This is a genomic window from Candidatus Auribacterota bacterium (assembly GCA_026392035.1).
GTDB lineage: Bacteria > Auribacterota > Tritonobacteria > UBA1439 > UBA1439 > JAPLCX01.
Map to the genome: position 1 here is coordinate 1 of JAPLCX010000015.1, position 16,916 is coordinate 16,916.

General features: G+C 58.7%; 16 protein-coding genes and 1 pseudogene. 10 read left to right on the forward strand and 7 right to left on the reverse strand.

The window, feature by feature from the left end; all coding sequences use genetic code 11:
- Positions 1-236: 236 nt before the first annotated feature.
- The 6 genes from NTX71_01325 to NTX71_01350 all read right to left on the reverse strand — a co-directional run bounded on the left by NTX71_01325 (position 237) and on the right by NTX71_01350 (position 6,349).
- Positions 237-1,565 (reverse strand): SLBB domain-containing protein, encoded by a 1,329-nt coding sequence (locus NTX71_01325; GenBank protein ID MCX6338546.1) that lies wholly within the window; start codon positions 1,563-1,565, stop codon positions 237-239.
- Positions 1,566-1,742: 177 nt separating this feature from the next.
- On the reverse strand, positions 1,743-3,173 hold the full coding sequence (locus NTX71_01330; protein ID MCX6338547.1) for an aldehyde dehydrogenase EutE: 1,431 nt from the start codon (positions 3,171-3,173) through the stop codon (positions 1,743-1,745).
- A gap of 89 nt (positions 3,174-3,262) precedes the next feature.
- Positions 3,263-3,562, reverse strand: coding sequence for a EutN/CcmL family microcompartment protein (locus NTX71_01335; GenBank protein MCX6338548.1), 300 nt, complete (start codon positions 3,560-3,562; stop codon positions 3,263-3,265).
- A gap of 90 nt (positions 3,563-3,652) precedes the next feature.
- Entirely contained in the window at positions 3,653-3,946 is a 294-nt protein-coding gene (locus NTX71_01340) for a BMC domain-containing protein (protein MCX6338549.1), read from the reverse strand.
- 99 nt (positions 3,947-4,045) lie between these two features.
- On the reverse strand, positions 4,046-4,681 hold the full coding sequence (locus NTX71_01345) for a hypothetical protein (protein ID MCX6338550.1): 636 nt from the start codon (positions 4,679-4,681) through the stop codon (positions 4,046-4,048).
- A 294-nt stretch (positions 4,682-4,975) separates the two neighbouring features.
- Positions 4,976-6,349, reverse strand: coding sequence for a glycosyltransferase family 39 protein (locus NTX71_01350; GenBank protein MCX6338551.1), 1,374 nt, complete (start codon positions 6,347-6,349; stop codon positions 4,976-4,978).
- A gap of 227 nt (positions 6,350-6,576) precedes the next feature.
- On the opposite strand from NTX71_01350, the gene NTX71_01355 reads away from it, so the two are divergent.
- The 6 genes and pseudogenes from NTX71_01355 to NTX71_01380 all read left to right on the forward strand — a co-directional run bounded on the left by NTX71_01355 (position 6,577) and on the right by NTX71_01380 (position 11,531).
- Complete coding sequence (locus NTX71_01355; protein MCX6338552.1) at positions 6,577-7,440, forward strand: glycosyltransferase; 864 nt, start codon at positions 6,577-6,579, stop codon at positions 7,438-7,440.
- 199 nt (positions 7,441-7,639) lie between these two features.
- On the forward strand, positions 7,640-8,734 hold the full coding sequence (locus tag NTX71_01360; GenBank protein MCX6338553.1) for a radical SAM protein: 1,095 nt from the start codon (positions 7,640-7,642) through the stop codon (positions 8,732-8,734).
- A 336-nt stretch (positions 8,735-9,070) separates the two neighbouring features.
- A complete protein-coding gene (locus tag NTX71_01365) occupies positions 9,071-10,252 on the forward strand; it encodes a hypothetical protein (GenBank protein ID MCX6338554.1) in 1,182 nt (393 codons plus the stop codon).
- On the forward strand, positions 10,249-11,118 hold the full coding sequence (gene mtnP / locus NTX71_01370; GenBank protein MCX6338555.1) for an S-methyl-5'-thioadenosine phosphorylase: 870 nt from the start codon (positions 10,249-10,251) through the stop codon (positions 11,116-11,118). Before NTX71_01365 ends, mtnP begins: the two co-directional genes overlap by 4 nt.
- Before the next feature lie 28 nt (positions 11,119-11,146).
- Positions 11,147-11,347 (forward strand): annotated as a pseudogene (locus NTX71_01375) (NCS2 family permease).
- 34 nt (positions 11,348-11,381) lie between these two features.
- Entirely contained in the window at positions 11,382-11,531 is a 150-nt protein-coding gene (locus NTX71_01380; GenBank protein ID MCX6338556.1) for a hypothetical protein, read from the forward strand.
- Between the two features lie 353 nt (positions 11,532-11,884).
- Here the strand turns inward: NTX71_01380 and NTX71_01385 are convergent, their stop codons facing one another.
- On the reverse strand, positions 11,885-12,526 hold the full coding sequence (locus NTX71_01385; protein MCX6338557.1) for a hypothetical protein: 642 nt from the start codon (positions 12,524-12,526) through the stop codon (positions 11,885-11,887).
- A 162-nt stretch (positions 12,527-12,688) separates the two neighbouring features.
- On the opposite strand from NTX71_01385, the gene NTX71_01390 reads away from it, so the two are divergent.
- From NTX71_01390 to NTX71_01405, 4 genes are all read left to right on the forward strand, one after another.
- A complete protein-coding gene (locus NTX71_01390) occupies positions 12,689-13,723 on the forward strand; it encodes a hypothetical protein (GenBank protein MCX6338558.1) in 1,035 nt (344 codons plus the stop codon).
- Positions 13,724-13,734: 11 nt separating this feature from the next.
- Positions 13,735-14,754, forward strand: coding sequence for a hypothetical protein (locus NTX71_01395; GenBank protein MCX6338559.1), 1,020 nt, complete (start codon positions 13,735-13,737; stop codon positions 14,752-14,754).
- A gap of 57 nt (positions 14,755-14,811) precedes the next feature.
- Complete coding sequence (locus NTX71_01400; protein ID MCX6338560.1) at positions 14,812-15,852, forward strand: hypothetical protein; 1,041 nt, start codon at positions 14,812-14,814, stop codon at positions 15,850-15,852.
- A gap of 266 nt (positions 15,853-16,118) precedes the next feature.
- The gene (locus NTX71_01405) at positions 16,119-16,733 is read left to right on the forward strand and encodes a protein-L-isoaspartate(D-aspartate) O-methyltransferase (GenBank protein ID MCX6338561.1); all 615 of its coding nucleotides are present in this window, start codon (positions 16,119-16,121) and stop codon (positions 16,731-16,733) included.
- The last annotated feature ends 183 nt before the right edge of the window (positions 16,734-16,916 follow it).

A 16,916-nucleotide genomic window follows, 5' to 3' on the forward strand; every position in this document is an offset into this window, starting at 1 on the left:
TTTTCTTCCGAAGAGAGTATAATCTTGAATGGGCTTGTTCTGGGCACAATACGCCTCCTTCTTTGTCTTCGTATTGTGCCGCATCCGTTCTTGAAAAGCAATATTTATATGTCATCATATTTATGATACTGTGTACTTAGTAAATCCCAAATCCAAAATCCCAAATCCCAATAGCTATTCCATCGGCGACGTGAGACTTTGATTTATTTCCTTATACCTTCAACTTTGGGCTGCACTTATGCTGCTTCTATGAGTATGTAGTCCTTCACTTCCTTCACCACGCCGCTGATGCTGGCGTGGTGCCGCGCCCCCAGCTCCCCCTCGGGGATCTCACCGATGAGCTGACCCTTCTTCACCCGCTGCCCCACCTTGACGCAGGGGACGGCGGGAGCCCCCACATTCTGCTTGAGGGGGATGCGCACCCTTCTTGGATCAACCATCTTCTCGACAAAGGGGGTCTCCCGCTGGTACGGCGCGAGCCCCAGGTGGTGCACGAGACGGCTCGTGGGAATACGGGCGCTCGCGCGCAGCATTCTCGGCTGGGGGGACTCGCTCTTCTTCCGCGCCTCCCACCCGAGCGCCTTGAGATTCCTCTTTATGTTGCCGTTGATGCGCGCGATAGGGAGCTCCATGGGGCAGATGTAAAGTCCGCAGAGCTCGCACTCGCAGCAGAGGTGGGCGGAGGTCGTGCCCCCCTCCTCTGCAAACGGCAGGCCGAAGAGCACGGAGCGCATGATCAGGTGCGGGTAGAGCGCGTGCCCCAGCTGATAGCGGGGGCAGATGAGCGTGCAAAGGGTGCACTGGCAGCAGAACTCCCTTGTCACGTGCAGGCTCCTCGTGAAGTGAACCGCCCGCCTTCGCACAAGCTTGTGGTCCGCCGGGAGGAGGACAAGGGCTCCCGTCGTCTTCGTGAGCGGCTGGGCAATATCGTAGGAGAGTTTCCCCATCATCAGCCCGCCGGTCATGAGGGCGAATTCCTCTGTTTCTGGCCCGCCGGCGCGCTCGATCAGATCGGCAAGGCTCGTCCCGATGGGCGCCTGGAGCGTGACCGGATTACGCACGGCGCCGGTGACGGTGACGTAGCGGTGCGTGACCGGGTGGCCCTGGTCCGCGTCAGCGATATTCTTGAATGTCTCCACGTTGCTGTTGAGCACGCCGACATCGAGCGGGAGGCCTGATTCTGGAATGACGCGCCCCGTCGCATCGTAGACGAGCACGAACTCGTCCCCCGCCGGGTAGCTGTTCTCGAGGAAGAAGAGGCGGATGTGATCCTTTTTCTTGAGCGCCTGCCGGAGCGCCGGGACGGCGTCGGTGTATTTCTCTTTGAGTGCGATGATCCCGCTCTTCGCGCCGGTGCTCTTCATGACAAGCTCGACCCCCCTGACCACTCCCGCCGCCTCTCTGGACATGAGGTACTGATCGTTGTGCAGGAGCGGCTCGCACTCGGCGCCGTTCGCGACGACATAGTCAACACGAGCGTCGATTTTTTTCCAGGTGGGGAATCCCGCGCCACCGGCGCCCACCACCCCGGCCTTCTTCACCTTGTCAACAAGAGTCGCAGCCATAGGAAAATATGATTTTTGCCGCGGATCTGCGCGGATGATCGCGGATTAAAAGGGATCACATTGAAATGTAAACACCACTGCAATCCGCGTGTATCCGCGGCTAAGCCCGAAAGGATCTTCCTCAGTGTTCTCCGTGCCTTCTCCGTGCTCTCCGTGGTGATAATTTGAATTTATTCTTTACACGATCCGGAAATAGTCCACCAGCGTGCAGCGGCGCACGCGCGCGAAATCCTTCGCCGAGGTGAGCCCCTCGCCGGTGGGGCTGGCGATGGTGAATGAGGTGTAGCCCTCGCCGCCGAGACCCAGGCCCGCGTAGTTCGGTCCGTTCTTTATGAAAATTGAGCAGTTGACAACCCTGGCCATCCTGGAGAGCTTCTCGATATTCCGTGAGAACATTGAGGCGGTGTGTCTATAGCCGTGCTCCATCTCGAGGGCCAGGTCGATTCCCTCGTCGGCGCTCTTCACCCGCGTGAGCGGCAGGATGGGCATGAGCTGCTCCGACCAGAGCAGCGGGTGTTGCCGCTCGACATCGATGAGGATGAGGCGCGGATCAGCGGGTGCGCTGATTCCCAGTTCCTTGAGCATGAGCGCCGCATCCTTGCCGACCCATTTTTTGTCGATGACGCTCTCGTGCGGCGGCGCGACCCGCTCCTTGACCACGAGGCTCGTCAGTCGCTCGATATCGCGCCCGGTGAGCTCGTGGGCGCCCGCGCGCACCATCGCGGCCTTCAGCGCGTCGGCGATCGCGTCAACGGCGATGACCTCTTTCTCGTCCACGCATACGATGTTGTTGTCGAGAGACGCCCCCGCGACAATATCTGTGCCTGCCCTGGCGATGTCCGCCGTTTCGTCCACGACTACCGGCGGATTCCCGGGACCGGCGCATATCGCTTTCTTGCCGCTGTTCATTGCCGCCTTGACCACGCCGCCTCCACCCGTCACGACGAGCAGCCTCACCTTCGGGTGCTTCATCATCTCCTGAGCGCTCTCTTGCGTGGGGTCGGCAATGCAGCAGAGGAGATTGCGCGGCCCGCCCACGGCCACGATTGCCCTGTTGAGGAGTTTTACGGTATATGCCGATATTCCCTTGGCGTTGGGGTGAGGATTGAAGACGACAGAATTCCCCCCCGCGATCATGCCGATCCCGTTGCAGATGATTGTCTCCGAGGGGTTGGTGCAGGGTGTGATCGAGCCGATTACCCCATAGGGCGCGCGCTCCACAAGGGTGAGGCCATGGTCACCGGTGAAGACGATCGGTTTAAGATCTTCCGTGCCGGGGGTGAGCTGGGCGACACAGAGATTCTTCTTGATCTTGTCATCGTAGCGGCCGAGCTTTGTCTCGTCGACCGCCATGCGCGCGATTGTCTGGACGTTTTCCTCGACGGTCCTCCGGATGACGGCAATGATCTCACGCCTCTTGTCGAGCGTCTGGGCGTCGAGCTCCCGCTGCGCCAGCTCGGCTGCCCTGAGGGCGGAATCAACATCGGGGAACACGCCATCCCCCGCGCCGGTCCCTCCGGTTGCCGCCTTCTCAAAGGCTCCCTCTTCGGCCAGCTTGTTCACCACGTTTTCGACAATGGCGGCAATCTGCGCTTCTGTGAGCTTCATGAGTGGCTCCCGATCTGGTTGAGGGTGTATAGTTGAGGAGAGTGCGGTATGAACAAATCATTCAACCCTCAACCCTGAACTCTCAATCCTCAACCTTCTGCGCTCTTCTGGTACTTATACTCCCCTTCCACGTCCCAGGAATCGACAATACCGATGATGGTGGCGTCCGCAGGCTTCCCCTCGGTCGCGGCGGTATAGCGGGCGGAACTTCCCGAGGCGTAGACCACCACTTCACCCACTCCCGCCCCGACCGCGTCAGCTGCGATCACGAAAATGCCCGTCGGCCTTCCCTGCATATCCAGCCTCTCCACGACATAGAACTTTAGCCCGCGGAGCTTTTCGTCCTTCTGCGTGGAGACAAGTGTGCCCATTACTTTGCCCAAGAGCATGTACCCTCCTTGCGAAATTGTTGCACCTGATTTACCTGATCTCTCTGAAAATATCAGGCCAATCAGAGCAATCAGGTGCAGATACGATTATCAATCTTTGCCGCCGGTTGGCCTGCCGAGCGGAAGTGCCGCGTCAACGTTCGCGTGAGGCCTCGGGATCACGTGCACGGAAACGAGCTCGCCAACCTTCTCAGCGCCGCGCGCGCCGGCTTCGGTCGCTGCCCTGACCGATGCCACATCGCCGCGGACGATCGCCGTGACGTAGCCGCCGCCGATCTTCTCATAACTCACCAGCTCGACCTTCGCCGCCTTGACCATGGCGTCGGCTGCCTCCACCATTGCCGCAAAACCCCTCGTTTCAATCATGCCTAATGCTTCTGACATCGCTCCCCCCTTTCCCTTGTTACTGTCATTGATGACACGCCGTACCGCGAAGGACACTGAATTAAAACAAACCATACGCTCTCAGTGCCATCGGTGACGTTACTCGCTGCCCTTCCCCGCTGCTTCCTTGCCGGTGATCGCCTGGATTGCCTTCAGCGCCGCCTCGCTCCCGACCATGATGTCGCGTTCCTCGCCCCCGAGGTAGAGACGGCCGAACCGGCCGACCGGCCGCACCTCGATCAGCGTGACGTGCGACGATTTTTCCGCTTCGTTTGCCGCGATGGTCACGTAGGCTGCCGGATCGGTTTCCATGATGTAGAGCGTCTGCTCGCCCAGGAGCATTGACCCGTCGCGCCCCTTGTTGATGAGCTGGGCCTGATAGGGACTGATCCTGCGGATGATCTGGGTGGAAACCACCTTTGGTTTCAGGCGGTCTCCCTCGCTCAGACCGAGGGCGTCCAGAATCGCTCTGCCGGCGTTCAGGACCTGGCCCTTGTCCTCTGAGTGCACCTCGAGAACGCCATAGGCCCTCTCCACCACCTGGACCGCGGGGCGGCAGGAGGTTGCCTTGAGCGCTACATCCAGGGCCCGTATGATCTCCATGCCGGGCGCGACTTCCACGTAGAGTGATGCCATGCCCGCGACCGGCATGAATCCCTTCGCGGCTGACGCGACAAAGGACGCGAGCTGGGGCTGGAGACTGTCCAGAAAAACATACGATCTTAGCTGTACCATATAATCGTCCCCTTTCTTTTATGAACGAGCGAGTTCACACCACTGAGAGCACTGAATACGCAGAAAAAGCGCCGGAAACTCCAGTGGTTGCATTTCCCGACACTTAACCTGCCCAGAATACGGCATCCCGAACAGTAAGTCAACAGGAAATATCACGAGTATATTATTTTATACTATTTTGCACTGAATCAAAATAGAACCAGCAACAGGGCAAATTTACACAGATTAAAATGCCATTTCAAAAGAGGAACTGCTACATGTATCGATGTTTACCTGCGTTCGTCCTGTTCAATTTCAATAGTTCAGGCTCGCCGTATTCCCTCCGGGGCCGAGAACCCTGCCCAGCCGCACCCAATCCTCTCCGAGGCGAACCGCCCAGTTGAGGGAAAGAAGGGTAAGGAGCACAGCAGAGACGATGATTCGTGCGGCGACTCGCCCTGCATGTGGGGATTCCATCACCGGTTTCTCGTCCCGCCGTGCCAGGCTCCCGGCAAAAACCGCAAAGATGGGCACGAGCGGAAGGTGAAACCTGCTCTCCCCGAACGTCAGAAAATGCGCCACACTGAAATAGAACACCGCCAGGATGAGCAGCCCCCCCGCTCCCCGCCACCCGCAGGGCCCGACACCGCGGAGACACACCCCGAAGATGGCAAGGACTGCGACAAGGGGGAAGGCCGCGATGACCGCTGCTGCCGCCGGAATGAGCAGCGGCCGCGGGACCTCGCCAAAAAAGTTCCTCGAATAGCCCCAGGAGAGCTCCCTGATCTCCGGTCCGTAGAGATAACCCATTTTTGTGATCCCCAGATTCAGGAAGCGCCCCGGATGGGCGAGGATGAACCTGAACCCTTCACGGTAGCCCACGGCGGCGCGGTGAGCATCGTCCTTGCACCTCTTCCACACCGTCTCCCGGAGCCTGACCACAACTTCATGGTCCTGGCGTCCTGCCGCGTCGGGGTTGTTGCCGATGAGGAAGTTGTAGCCGCCGTAGGAATCAATGAGAACGAAGCGGTGGTAGTAGTTCCAGTTGCGAACCGTCCAGGGCGTGATAGTGCAGAGTGCCCCGAGCATGCAGAGCAGGGCCGCAGTCCGCTCGCGCCGTCCCAGGAGCCACAATGCCGCCAGGGGAATAAATCCGACGAGCACTGATTTCGTGAGACAGGCGAGGCCGAGGAGGATGCCTGCCGCGAAGAGACTCACAGGCCGGCGTTGTGCTGTTCCCAGGAGTAATACGAGGGATGCGGTGAGGAGGAATATGAACAGGTTCTCAGACATGAGGAGGCAGGTGTACAGGATCAGGGACGGGTAGCAGGCAGCGATGAGCCCCGCCGCAATCCCGGCGCGCGGACCGTACAGGCGAAGGGCGATCGCGTACGTGAAGAGGCAGACACCGACACCCATGAGCGCCTGGAGCAACCTCACGAAAATATATTCCTCGCCCGCGATGCGGTACACGGCCATCATAAAAAGGGGATAGAGGGGCGGGCGCAGCGCCGGCCCATAGGTCCCCTTCGTGAGCAGGGTGCGGGCCTGGTCATGGTAGTCCTTCATATCGGAGAAGGGAACACCATCGGCGGGGAAAATAATGAACACCAGCCTGAGCGTAAACGCGAGCGCGAGAATGAGGACAAGCGTCATTCCCGCGTTCCTCTCACCGGCATCATTTCTCATCTCGCGCGCCTCCATCCGGGAATGGTACTGCTTCTCTGGCGTTTGGAAAACAAGATATTTTGTAACTACTCAGGTAGTCAGGAGCCAGAATCCAGAACGGATCGCGAATAAGCTTCCAGTAGCTTACTGACCTCTTCGAATAACTGCATTAACCCTGAATTCTGGCTCCTGAGCAGTTACGATATTTTAATCTTTAAACATTCAACTTTACACCTTAAACTGTCTCTATGACAACCCTCAGCGTCGTGATCCCCTGCCATAACGCCCGCGGAACGCTCGGGGCATGCCTCGAGGCGCTCCGGGCGCAAACCCAGAAGCCATCAGAGGTCATCGTGGTCAATGACGCCTCCACCGATGGCTCCGATGAGATCGCCGCGCGATTCGGGGTAGCGGTGATCCGCTCGGATAAACGCCGATCTGCGGGGCAGGCGCGCAATGTCGGCAAGGCGCACGCGGGGGGGGATATCATCGCTTTTACTGACGCGGACGCGCTGCCGCGGGCTGACTGGGTTGAGAAGATACGCTCCGCATTCGAGCGTTACCCTGAAGCCTCGGGGGTCGGGGGAGCAATCCTCGACGGCTCACGTGGTATCGCGGGCAGGCTCGAGTACCTCTCTAATTTCTCGGAGTATATCGCCTCCAGAAAGGCGGGAGAGGTCTCCACCATTCCGACGATAAACGTCGCCTACCGGCGCGAGGCGATCCAGGGAATTGATTTCATCCCCACCACGGCCGGTGAGGACACCACGTTCAACGCTGAGATCGGCTCTCGCGGCGGGCGCCTCGTCTTCGACCCGTCAATCAGCGTGACCCATACCCCCTCGCGCAGGGGGCTCCTCTCGTTCTTCCGCAACCAGTACCGGTGCGGCAAGGCCTTCGTGTATCCGCGCGTGCGCTACCCGTTGCGCGGACAGGTATTCCTCCGCCACCCGCTCCTCCTGCTCTTCATGCCTCGCCTTGCGGTGCTCCTCGCGCGATACCTGTTTACTGAACACCTCGTCTCCTTTATAGTATTGTTGCCTCTCCTCGCCGCGGGCGAGGTGTGCCGCACCGCGGGGGTATTGCATCAACGCAGGGTTGAAAATTCATAAATCACCACGGAGGCACAAAGGGCACGAAGTATAAAATGTCGGAAATAACCACTGAGAGCACTGAATACACTGAATGAAGCAAAATATATGATTTTCAGTGACCTCAGTGTCTTCAGTGGTTAAAACGTAAAATGTGAAGGGAGTAACTACTGATGATGCAGATTGAGCGGATTGTTCATTGCGGGAGAAGGTGAGTTTTATGGGAACGCTTAGGGCGGCCGGGCAGGCGGTGAGGCTGGTGAAAGACACTATCGTGCCGGGCCGCGGCCTTTTTCAACTGACGCACTTCGTCACGTCTGCGTGCGACGCGCGGTGCACCCACTGCTTTTACGCGGTCAACAGGGCCGGGCGCGAACTCACCCTCGATGAAATCAGTCGAGTGGCGCACTCCATAGGGTGCCTCCGTTTCCTCCTCATTTCCGGCGGAGAGCCTTTTTTGAGAACTGATCTTCCCGGCATCGTCGAGGCCTACTTCCATGAAACCTCGTTCATGAGCCTCTCCATACCAACGAACGGTCTCAAAACGCGCGAGATCCTAGAAGCGGTGCGGCGCATCTGCTCGATTTCTCCCGATCTCTCCTTCAGCCTCTCGGTCTCTCTGGATGGCTTTCAGGAACTGCACGACGGCCTCCGCGGCGTGAAGGGGATCTTCGAAAATGCGCTCCGCACGCTGGGCGGCACCCGGGAGCTCCAGGGGCAGTACCGGAATCTGTATGTGGGGGTGGTCACCACCCTCATGAAAGAGAACCAGGGCGAACTGGACCGCTTCATTGACTTTATTTTCAATGAGTTCCATCCGGACTCGCACACGCTCAACCTCTGGCGCGGCGAAGGTCCCGGCGAACGTCCCGTTGGGGTGACCCCGGAGACGTATCTCGCGCTCAACCGGAAACTGGAGGAGAGGTATTCCGGCGGGGGGGGCCGATCCTTGGGCTCATCCTCTGTCTCCCGGAAGCGGCGCCTCCGCAACGCGGTCAACAGGCTCCGCTACCGGTACATCGCCCGCGTGTGGCGGGAGGGTGAATCCGTGATCCCCTGCAAGGCGGGTGAGCGGGAGATTGTCCTCGCAGAGGGCGGCGAGGTATTTCCCTGCGAGCTCATGTTCAACCGTTCGCTCGGGAACGTGCGCGACTGCGGCTGTGACGTCATGAAGCTCCTGCGTGGGGAAAGGGCGAGTGACTTTCTCGAGTGGCGGAGGGCGCAGAAGTGCTTCTGCACGCACGAGTGCAACACACGTACGCTCCTCCTCCTGCGCCCCTCCACGCTGCTGCGCGCGGTGATCGGCCTGCGCTGACCCCCTGCGTAGGGTACCATACGTGATTGCGGGGTAATTCCTCGATCGTGCGGGAGTAGACAAATTTCGTGCTGTAGGGGCGCGATGAACTTGTCCTGAGCGTAGCCGAAGGGTCGCGCCCGGGTTCGATGAATCCCTGCCCGACCGGCAGGCGGGGAACCCCTACAGATATTGGCCCCTCTGAAACTGAGGGATTGCATCGCAGAGCGCAAAAAGCTATTGCAAGGGGTGACTCATCTGCTAGAATGAGGCCGATCCGGGAATGACAAATGACAAAATCCAAATGACAAAATATATTAAGATTTGTCATTTGTCATTAATCCAAGAGGTGAATCAATGACGATCTCCATGGACGTTCTCAACTATGCGTACTGCGCATTGCTGTCGGCGGCGTTTGTGTTCGTGCTGGTACGGCGCGCGATGCATTCACCGGAGTCACGCATCGCGGTCCTGCTGCTCGCAATTCTGCTCGTCACGCTCGCGGGCATCCTCTATGCCGGTTTCGAATACCGTGCCCCTCTCGACGTGCTGCTCTCCCTTCTCCTCATCGAGCTGGGGTTATTCGCACACATCTATAATTCGTACAAAACATTCAAGAGTATCTCGGGGACATTGAGGAACATGGGCAGCGTCTATGTCTTCGCGGGTATCGTCTGCATCCTGTCGCGCTTCGCCGGTTTTCCCGTGCTCCTCTGGCTCATCCCGCTCCTGCTTTTCTCCCTGGGCTATTTCTTTTTCAGGCGCAGGAGGGGCCTGGGGAATCTCTGCAAGGGGCTGGGGGTCCTCGTGTCGGTCGCGTTCATCGCATCCATGTTGTACGACATCCACGAGGGTGCGGCGCCCCCATGGCATCGAGGCCTCCTCAAGGGGCGTCTGCTGCCGGAAATCATCAAGCCGTCAATCGTTGAGGAGCTCAACACGCTCAACGAGAAAGTGATTGTGCTCGAGGGAGAAAAGAGCCGGATGAGGGGCGAGCTGGTGCGTGTCCACGCGGAGTACGCCGAGCTCGAGGGGAGGGTGAAACAGGAGATAGGAAAGCTCGGGGAGTTGGAAAAAGCCGCCGCCGCCGCCGCTGAGACCGCCAAGAAGCTCGGCGCCGAGCGGGAGGGTCTCCAGGAGAAGTTGAACAGGGAAACAGCCGCCAGGATCGAGGCGGAGCGGAAGCTCGCGGAGCTCGAGAGTGCGCGCGCGGCGGTAAAAGAGGGTTTTTCCACTATCGAGGAGAAGCTCAGCCTCGCCGCTGAGAATTTAAAGAAGGTTGTCGCAGAGAGGGACAACCTCAAAGCGGAGCTCGAGGCGCTCAAGGGCGCATCCGCGGGCACACCCGCTGCGGCAGCTGAGGGCAGGGCTCCCGCGGCAGAACTGCTGTCGCTCAGGCAACAGGTGCGGGAGAAAGAGGCGGAGCGGGCTGCGCTCGCGGCGGAAGCGGCACGGTTGAAGGAGACGCTTGACAGGATAAGGAAGGAGCTCGCCCCTGAGCCCGCAGGGGTTGGGACGCAGGAGATGCCGAGTCAATGAAAGGGCAGAGGATCGGTGTGATCGGAGGGAGCGGCCTGTATGACATGGACGGCCTCGAGGAGGTGCGTGAGGAGCGGATCGACACCCCGTTCGGCCCCCCCTCGGACAATTACGTGATTGGCCGGATTCACCAGCGCGAGGTGGTGTTCCTCCCGCGCCACGGATGCGGACACCGCCTGATGCCCACGGAGATCAACTATCGCGCGAATATTTTCGGCATGAAGAAGCTCGGCGTGTGCTGGATCATCTCCATGAGCGCTGTGGGCAGCCTCCGGGAAAAATACAAACCCCTGGATATCGTCATCGTTGACCAATTCTTCGATCGCACCAGCAAAAGGCCGTCAACCTTTTTTGGAGATGGGTTGGTGGTGCACATCGCATTTGCCGAGCCGGTGTGCGGGACGCTCGCCGGGATACTGTACGATGCGGGCAGGGAAATAGGCGCCAGTGTGCACAGGGGGGGGACCTACGTGAACATGGAAGGTCCCGCGTTCTCAACCAAGGCAGAGGCGGGAGTCTACCGCGCGCTGGGGCTGGACCTGATCGGCATGACCAATCTCGTGGAGGCGAAGCTCTCCCGCGAGGCGGAGATCTGCTATGCGACGATCGCGTTGGTCACCGACTACGATTGCTGGCACCCCGAGCATGAGGCGGTAACGGTGGAGGCGATCGTCAGAAATCTCAGGAAGAATGCCCAGACCGCCAGGGATTTGATCAAGAACGCGATCGGAAAGATACCGCACGAGCAGGACTGTTCCTGCGCGCGCGCCCTCGAAAACGCCATCATCACCCAGCGTGAGAAGATACCAGCCCCTGTGATACAGAAGCTCTGGCCCATCGTGGGGAAGTACCTGAAACGCAGGTAGCGGTCGGGTTTCACTGCTCAAAGCCCCCATGCTCGAGCGCCTCTTCAAACTCAAGCAAAACGGCACCACGGTCAGGACGGAGATAGTCGCCGGCGTGGCGACGTTCATGACCATGGCGTACATCATCTTCGTGCAGCCCGCCGTGTTGTCACAGGCGGGCATGGACTTCGGCGCGGTGATGGTGGCCACCTGCATCGCCTCCGCGGCGGCGACGTTTGTCATGGCTCTTCATCGCGGCGATCTTCTTTTCCCCGATCGTCAGAATGATCGGCGGCGGCTACCCGCTCAGCGCCGCTGATGGCCTGTTCCTCTACCCGATCACCGCTCCCGCCCTCATCATCGTGGATGCGCTCATGGCGCGCAATGTCGTGAAGATCGAATGGGCAGAATTCAGGAGTCAGGAGTTAGAATGAGGACGCCGGCGGCGACATTTGAGGACTTGGAATACGGCAATGTTTCCGAGTTAATGCAGTTACTCGAAGAGGTCAGTAAGCTGCTGGAAGCTTATACGCGATCCATTCCGGATTCTGGCTCCTGACTTCTGACTACCTGAGTAGTTACAAACTTTGGGCCTTAAACTTTCGACAGTAGTATTTATCCGTGTTCATCTGTGTCTATCTGTGTCGCACGTCAATCTCTGTGCTCTCTGTGGTTATAACTGAATTGCCGTAGTTGGTTGGAGTTAGTTGTGAACCGAGAGGGTGATTTAAGATTCAGCAGCAGGAAACCCGCCGCCAGGGGTGGGGCACAACATGCGTGAAGGTGGTTACCGGCCGAGCGACACTCCCGCGCCGCCGCCGAAGGAGCCGACCGTCGTGCCGCTGCTCTCTGAGGTTGTGGGTGCGGCGGGTGACGATGGGGTGGTAGACGTCTCGCCCTTCGAGCCTTTAGAACTTCTCTCCCCGAACCGATCACTCCGTTCCTTGGCTCTCGCCTCAGATTGCCCCCGGCGGGCATCGACGCCGCGCTTTTTGGAGGTTTTTTCGCCTTTCGCCTTGCCCTTGGCGGGCATCGGTCTTCCACCCGGCCCTCGGGCGGCCTGGGGGGCGGGGGCGCTCCCGCTGTAGTAGACGGGTTCGTAGGCGCGCCCCGGGTTGTGTACTCCTCTGCTTTGAAAGTGCTTCCGATTTTCAACATCCGCGGACTTGTTGATGGATTCGATGCTCCCCCTGTTGAGAAAAGTCGTGACAATCTTCCCGCGGTGCGGCATCCGCACCTTGATGAGACCCTGCATCTCCTTGATGACCTTGCATGTGATGAGTTCGCCGTTTTTCAGCTTCACCACGTCAGCAGGGACAGGGTGGGCGAGAGCGAGCGAGAGGCAGAGCGCCAGGGAAGCGCGCCGCAGCATGTTCGGAAATGGCACGGGCACGAGGTTGCCGCGAGAGTCATCCCATTTGTGCATCATGGCGTACATTCCTCTTCTATAAGCATATCACATATTGTGGGGGGGCAAATAGGATATTGACATTAAATTAGGGACGGGATATTATAGTGCGCTTCATCATTGGATATCAGTCCCATGATGAGGCTTTTTTCGTATATGCCCATGCATGAAGAATGGTGAAGGATGACAGGAGACACGTTTGAGCGGATTATAGGTCAATACCTCGTTCCCCTTTCCGAAATGAAGGGGGGGCCGGGGGACGCCTTTTATTTCCTGAGAAAAGATAACAGTTTCGTGTTCACGCAGGGGTACTGTCATCCCAGGGGCGGCATCTACTGCAAGATTATTTACTATCCGGAAAATGGCGGGTGGATGAGCATCCACGGCCGTCGGTACGGGACCACCATCAAGAGGATGGTGAAGGGCAAACTCGAACTCATCCCCCATGATCAGCAATTGAAAAGACACTTTGAGGTCGATCCGACACTGGACCCGAATAAGAAGCTCCCCTGCTGGGCTGAGTACCACGTTGAGCTCCCGCTGAGCGAATTCGTCGGCTTCTTCGATCATCGCAAGTCGCTCACAAAAGCGATGGAGATGTATCCCCAGGTTGCGGATGCGGCGTCGAAGGCGAGCGATATCCTGGAGGTGCCCGTCGAGCGGCTCGGGTGCACCGGTTCCCTCTCCTATGGCAAATTTGAGGAGCCCGCGGACGATATAGACCTGTGCATCTACGGGACGATCGAACAGAACAGACGGGTGATCTCCAAGATACACGCGCTCACACAAGAGCATGGGAGGAGAGTGGTGGAGTTCGGCAAATTTTGGCCGATGCGGTTCTACCATAATGACCTCATGATCTGCCCCTTCTTCGAATACCTCGACCCCCGCGAAGTCCCGCTCAGGGAGATGCAGGTGGAGGTGCTCCAGGAGAACGTGAAGGCCACAGGCCTTGTCAGGGATGACACCCATGGTATCTACATGCCTGTCGTGCTCACCCTCGAGCGCGTGGTGATCGGCGACGCGCCGTGTGAAGATCTCGCATTGATCATCTACGACGGATCGCTCAGGGGCGAGTACTACCGCGGCGACAGCCTCACCTTGAATGGCGCGAGATTGATTCGCGTGAGGGAGAGGGGAAGTGTCTTCCAATCCCTCCTGGTGACGGTCAGCTCCCAGATCAGCAAGGACGTTTCCTGTCATCCTGACGCCAGGTAGGGAGATGGGGTATGATTGTTATGGAAGACAGATTCTTCGCCACGATCGAGAGGTACCTGCTCCCCATTGATGCGGTAGGGCATATGGTTGACTCGACCTACTTCCTGCGCAAGAACCTGAGCTTCGCGTTTGCCCAGGGGTATTGCCATCCCCCCGACGGATTTTACGGGAAACTGATCAGCTACCCTGACCCTCGCGGCACGCTGGAGATTTTCGGCCGCCGATACTCAAACACCAACAAGCGACTCGCGAACGGCCGCCTCGAGCTCCTTCCCATAGACGAGCAGCTCAAGCTCCACTATCTCGCTGAACCCGAACTGATGAAGAAGAGGGGGATGCCGCTCTTTGCCGATTACCATGCCCGGTTCGAGCTTGGCGACTGCATCGGATTTTTTGAGCATGGGCGGTCGCTTGAGGTGGCAATGGAGATGTACCCCTGGCTCTCTCCAATAATCGAGAAGGTCAGCGGCTTCATCGAGATGGGGCTCGATCGCCTTGGTGTCACCGGTTCCCTCGCCTATGGAAAGATAGAGGCGGGGGACGAGGATGTCGATCTCACGATCTGCGGGAGCCTGGAGGAGCACGCGCGGGTGCTCCGGAAGATTACGGAATGGGTAAAAGACCCCGCGCACAGGGTTTTCGAGTTCGACAGATTCTGGCCGATGCGATTCTATTATGAGGGCACACTCGTCTGCCCCTTCTTTATCTATGCCCGCGCGGATGAAATCCCGCTCGCCGAGTTCACCATGGATCTGGTGAGGGGAGATGTGCCATTCCGCGGCCGCGTGCGCGATGACCGCCACTCAATATATTTACCCATGGTTCTCGGGATGGAGCGCGTGGATCTGGACGGAGAGAAGGCAGGCGAGCTCCCGCTGATCATCTACGACAGCTCCATGAGGGGAGAGTTCAGGTGCGGGGAATGGCTCGAGGGGCGCGCCAAACTCGTGAATGTGCGGAAACCGGACGCGGAGTTTCGGGCGCTCCTGGTGACCAATGGCATCGCGATCACAAGGAGGGATCGCGTCTAGCGAACGGGATGCGGTGATGGTCGGGGGGCTCATGGTTCAGGTGCGAGTGGAGGGCCAATGCACAGCCCGAGAGAGAGGGTAGAGGAGATGTATCCGAGCTTCTGGAAGACAATGGAAGCATACATTGCGCCGATGGAGCGGCTTGACCTGGCGATGCGGGATTCAACCTATTTCATGCGCCGCGACGACAGCCTGGTGTTCTGTGAGGGCTACTGCCATCCGGAGGGAGGGCTCTACGGCAAGATTATCTACTACCCGCAGGAGAATGGAGGGGTGGCGATCCACGGGCGGCCATACGAGTGCCTCACTAAAAAGATTGTTGACGACGAGATGGTGTACATCTCGCACCCCGCGCAGATCGCGCGACAGTGCGAGCTGGATCCGAGCCTGGACAAGGAACGCCCGCCCTACGCGGAGTACGAGCTCGAGTTCCCCCTGGGGCAATTTATCGGCTATTTCGATTGCAGGAAGTCACTCCACAAGGCCGTGGAGTGCTACCCCGCAATCGAGCGGGCGGTCCGGCAGGTATCAGAGGTGCTCGATATTCCGATTGAGCGGCTCGGCGTCACCGGTTCTCTCGCCTACGGCGTCTACGACCCCCACGATGAGGATTTCGACGTGGTGTTCTTCGGGACGGTGGAAGAGAACAGGCACGTCATTCAAAAGATCTACACTCTCACCCGCGACCCGGCGCGGCAGGTGATCGAGTACAACAAACTCTGGCCCATGCGGTTCCACCACCGCGGTGTCCTCGTCTGCCCGTTCTTCGTGTACTCGGACTGGAATGAGGTCCCGCTGAAGGAATTTACCGTGGAGGTGCTCAGGGAGAAGGTCCATGCGACGGGCAGGGTCTGCGAGGACACGCACGCGATCTACATGCCTGCGATTCTTCAATTGGACAACATTACCATTGACCGGCAGAAGTGTTCGCCACTCCCCCTCATCATATACGACGGAGCCCTCCGTGGAGATTTCAGGAATGGAGATGAGCTGCGCTGTAGCGGCATGCTCGTGCGGATCACGCAGGGGCGCGAGGAATTTGACGCCCTGCTCGTCAATCTCTACAACCAGCTGGAAAAGACAAGCCCCCCCGGCTGATCCTTCGCCAACCCCCTTCGATTCTGCTATACTCTCTCATGGCGTGCGGATTCAACAGGGCGGCCCTGGCAATCGCACTGGTGTGCCCCATGAATCCGCATGAGGTTTCGTGAATCAGTCGGGATAAGATCCATAGCGTGGAGCGGAATCAATTGCCCTGGGACTGCGTTCTCCTCTTGCCGATTCAGCTCGCACTCGCGTTATCCCCGCCCCGGCCGTATCTCACCGCAGGCGGCAGCGATGGTTTCGAAGGGGCGCGCGAGGATATGGTGACCTCCCAGCTCATGGGTCGAGATATCAGCGACCGGCGGGTGCTCGAGGCCATGCGGGAAGTGCCGAGAGAGCGATTCGTTCCGCCGTATCTCATAGGCAGTGCATACGAGGACAGGCCGCTGCCCATAGGTTATGGTCAGACCATCTCCCAGCCGTATATCGTCGCCCTCATGACGCAGCTCCTCCTGCCCCTTCCTCAGGGAGCGAGGGTCCTCGAGGTCGGGACGGGTTCCGGCTATCAGGCGGCAGTGCTGTCCAGAGTGGCCGCAGACGTGTACACCATCGAGATCATCCCCCCGATCGCGAAGAGCGCCGAGACGCGCCTCAAGGAGATGAACTACCGCACGGTCCATGTAAAGGAAGGGGATGGCTACTACGGCTGGAAAGAGCACGCCCCCTTCGACGGGATTGTGGTGACGGCGGCCGCAACCTATGTTCCACCCCCGCTCATCGAACAGCTCAGGGAAGGGGGGAGAATGGCAATCCCCGTGGGGAGCGTATTTTTCGCACAGTACCTCATGCTGATTGAGAAGAAGGACGGCAAGGTGACGACGAGGAGCGTGATCCCCGTCCGTTTCGTTCCGCTGACCGGCGGACATGAATATTAAAGTGTGCAATCTACCACGGAGGCAGGTCCGTGGTGAAAAATTACCTTAGTGCTCTGGATCATAAGTTCGGTGACGTATTATTTATGCGGCCTTTTCTTTCTGTGAACAAAGAGATAGTTTGTCGAGTAATCGTTTGAGATCCTGACGGGTGAACTTCCATTTGAAAGGTTCAGCGGATTTTTC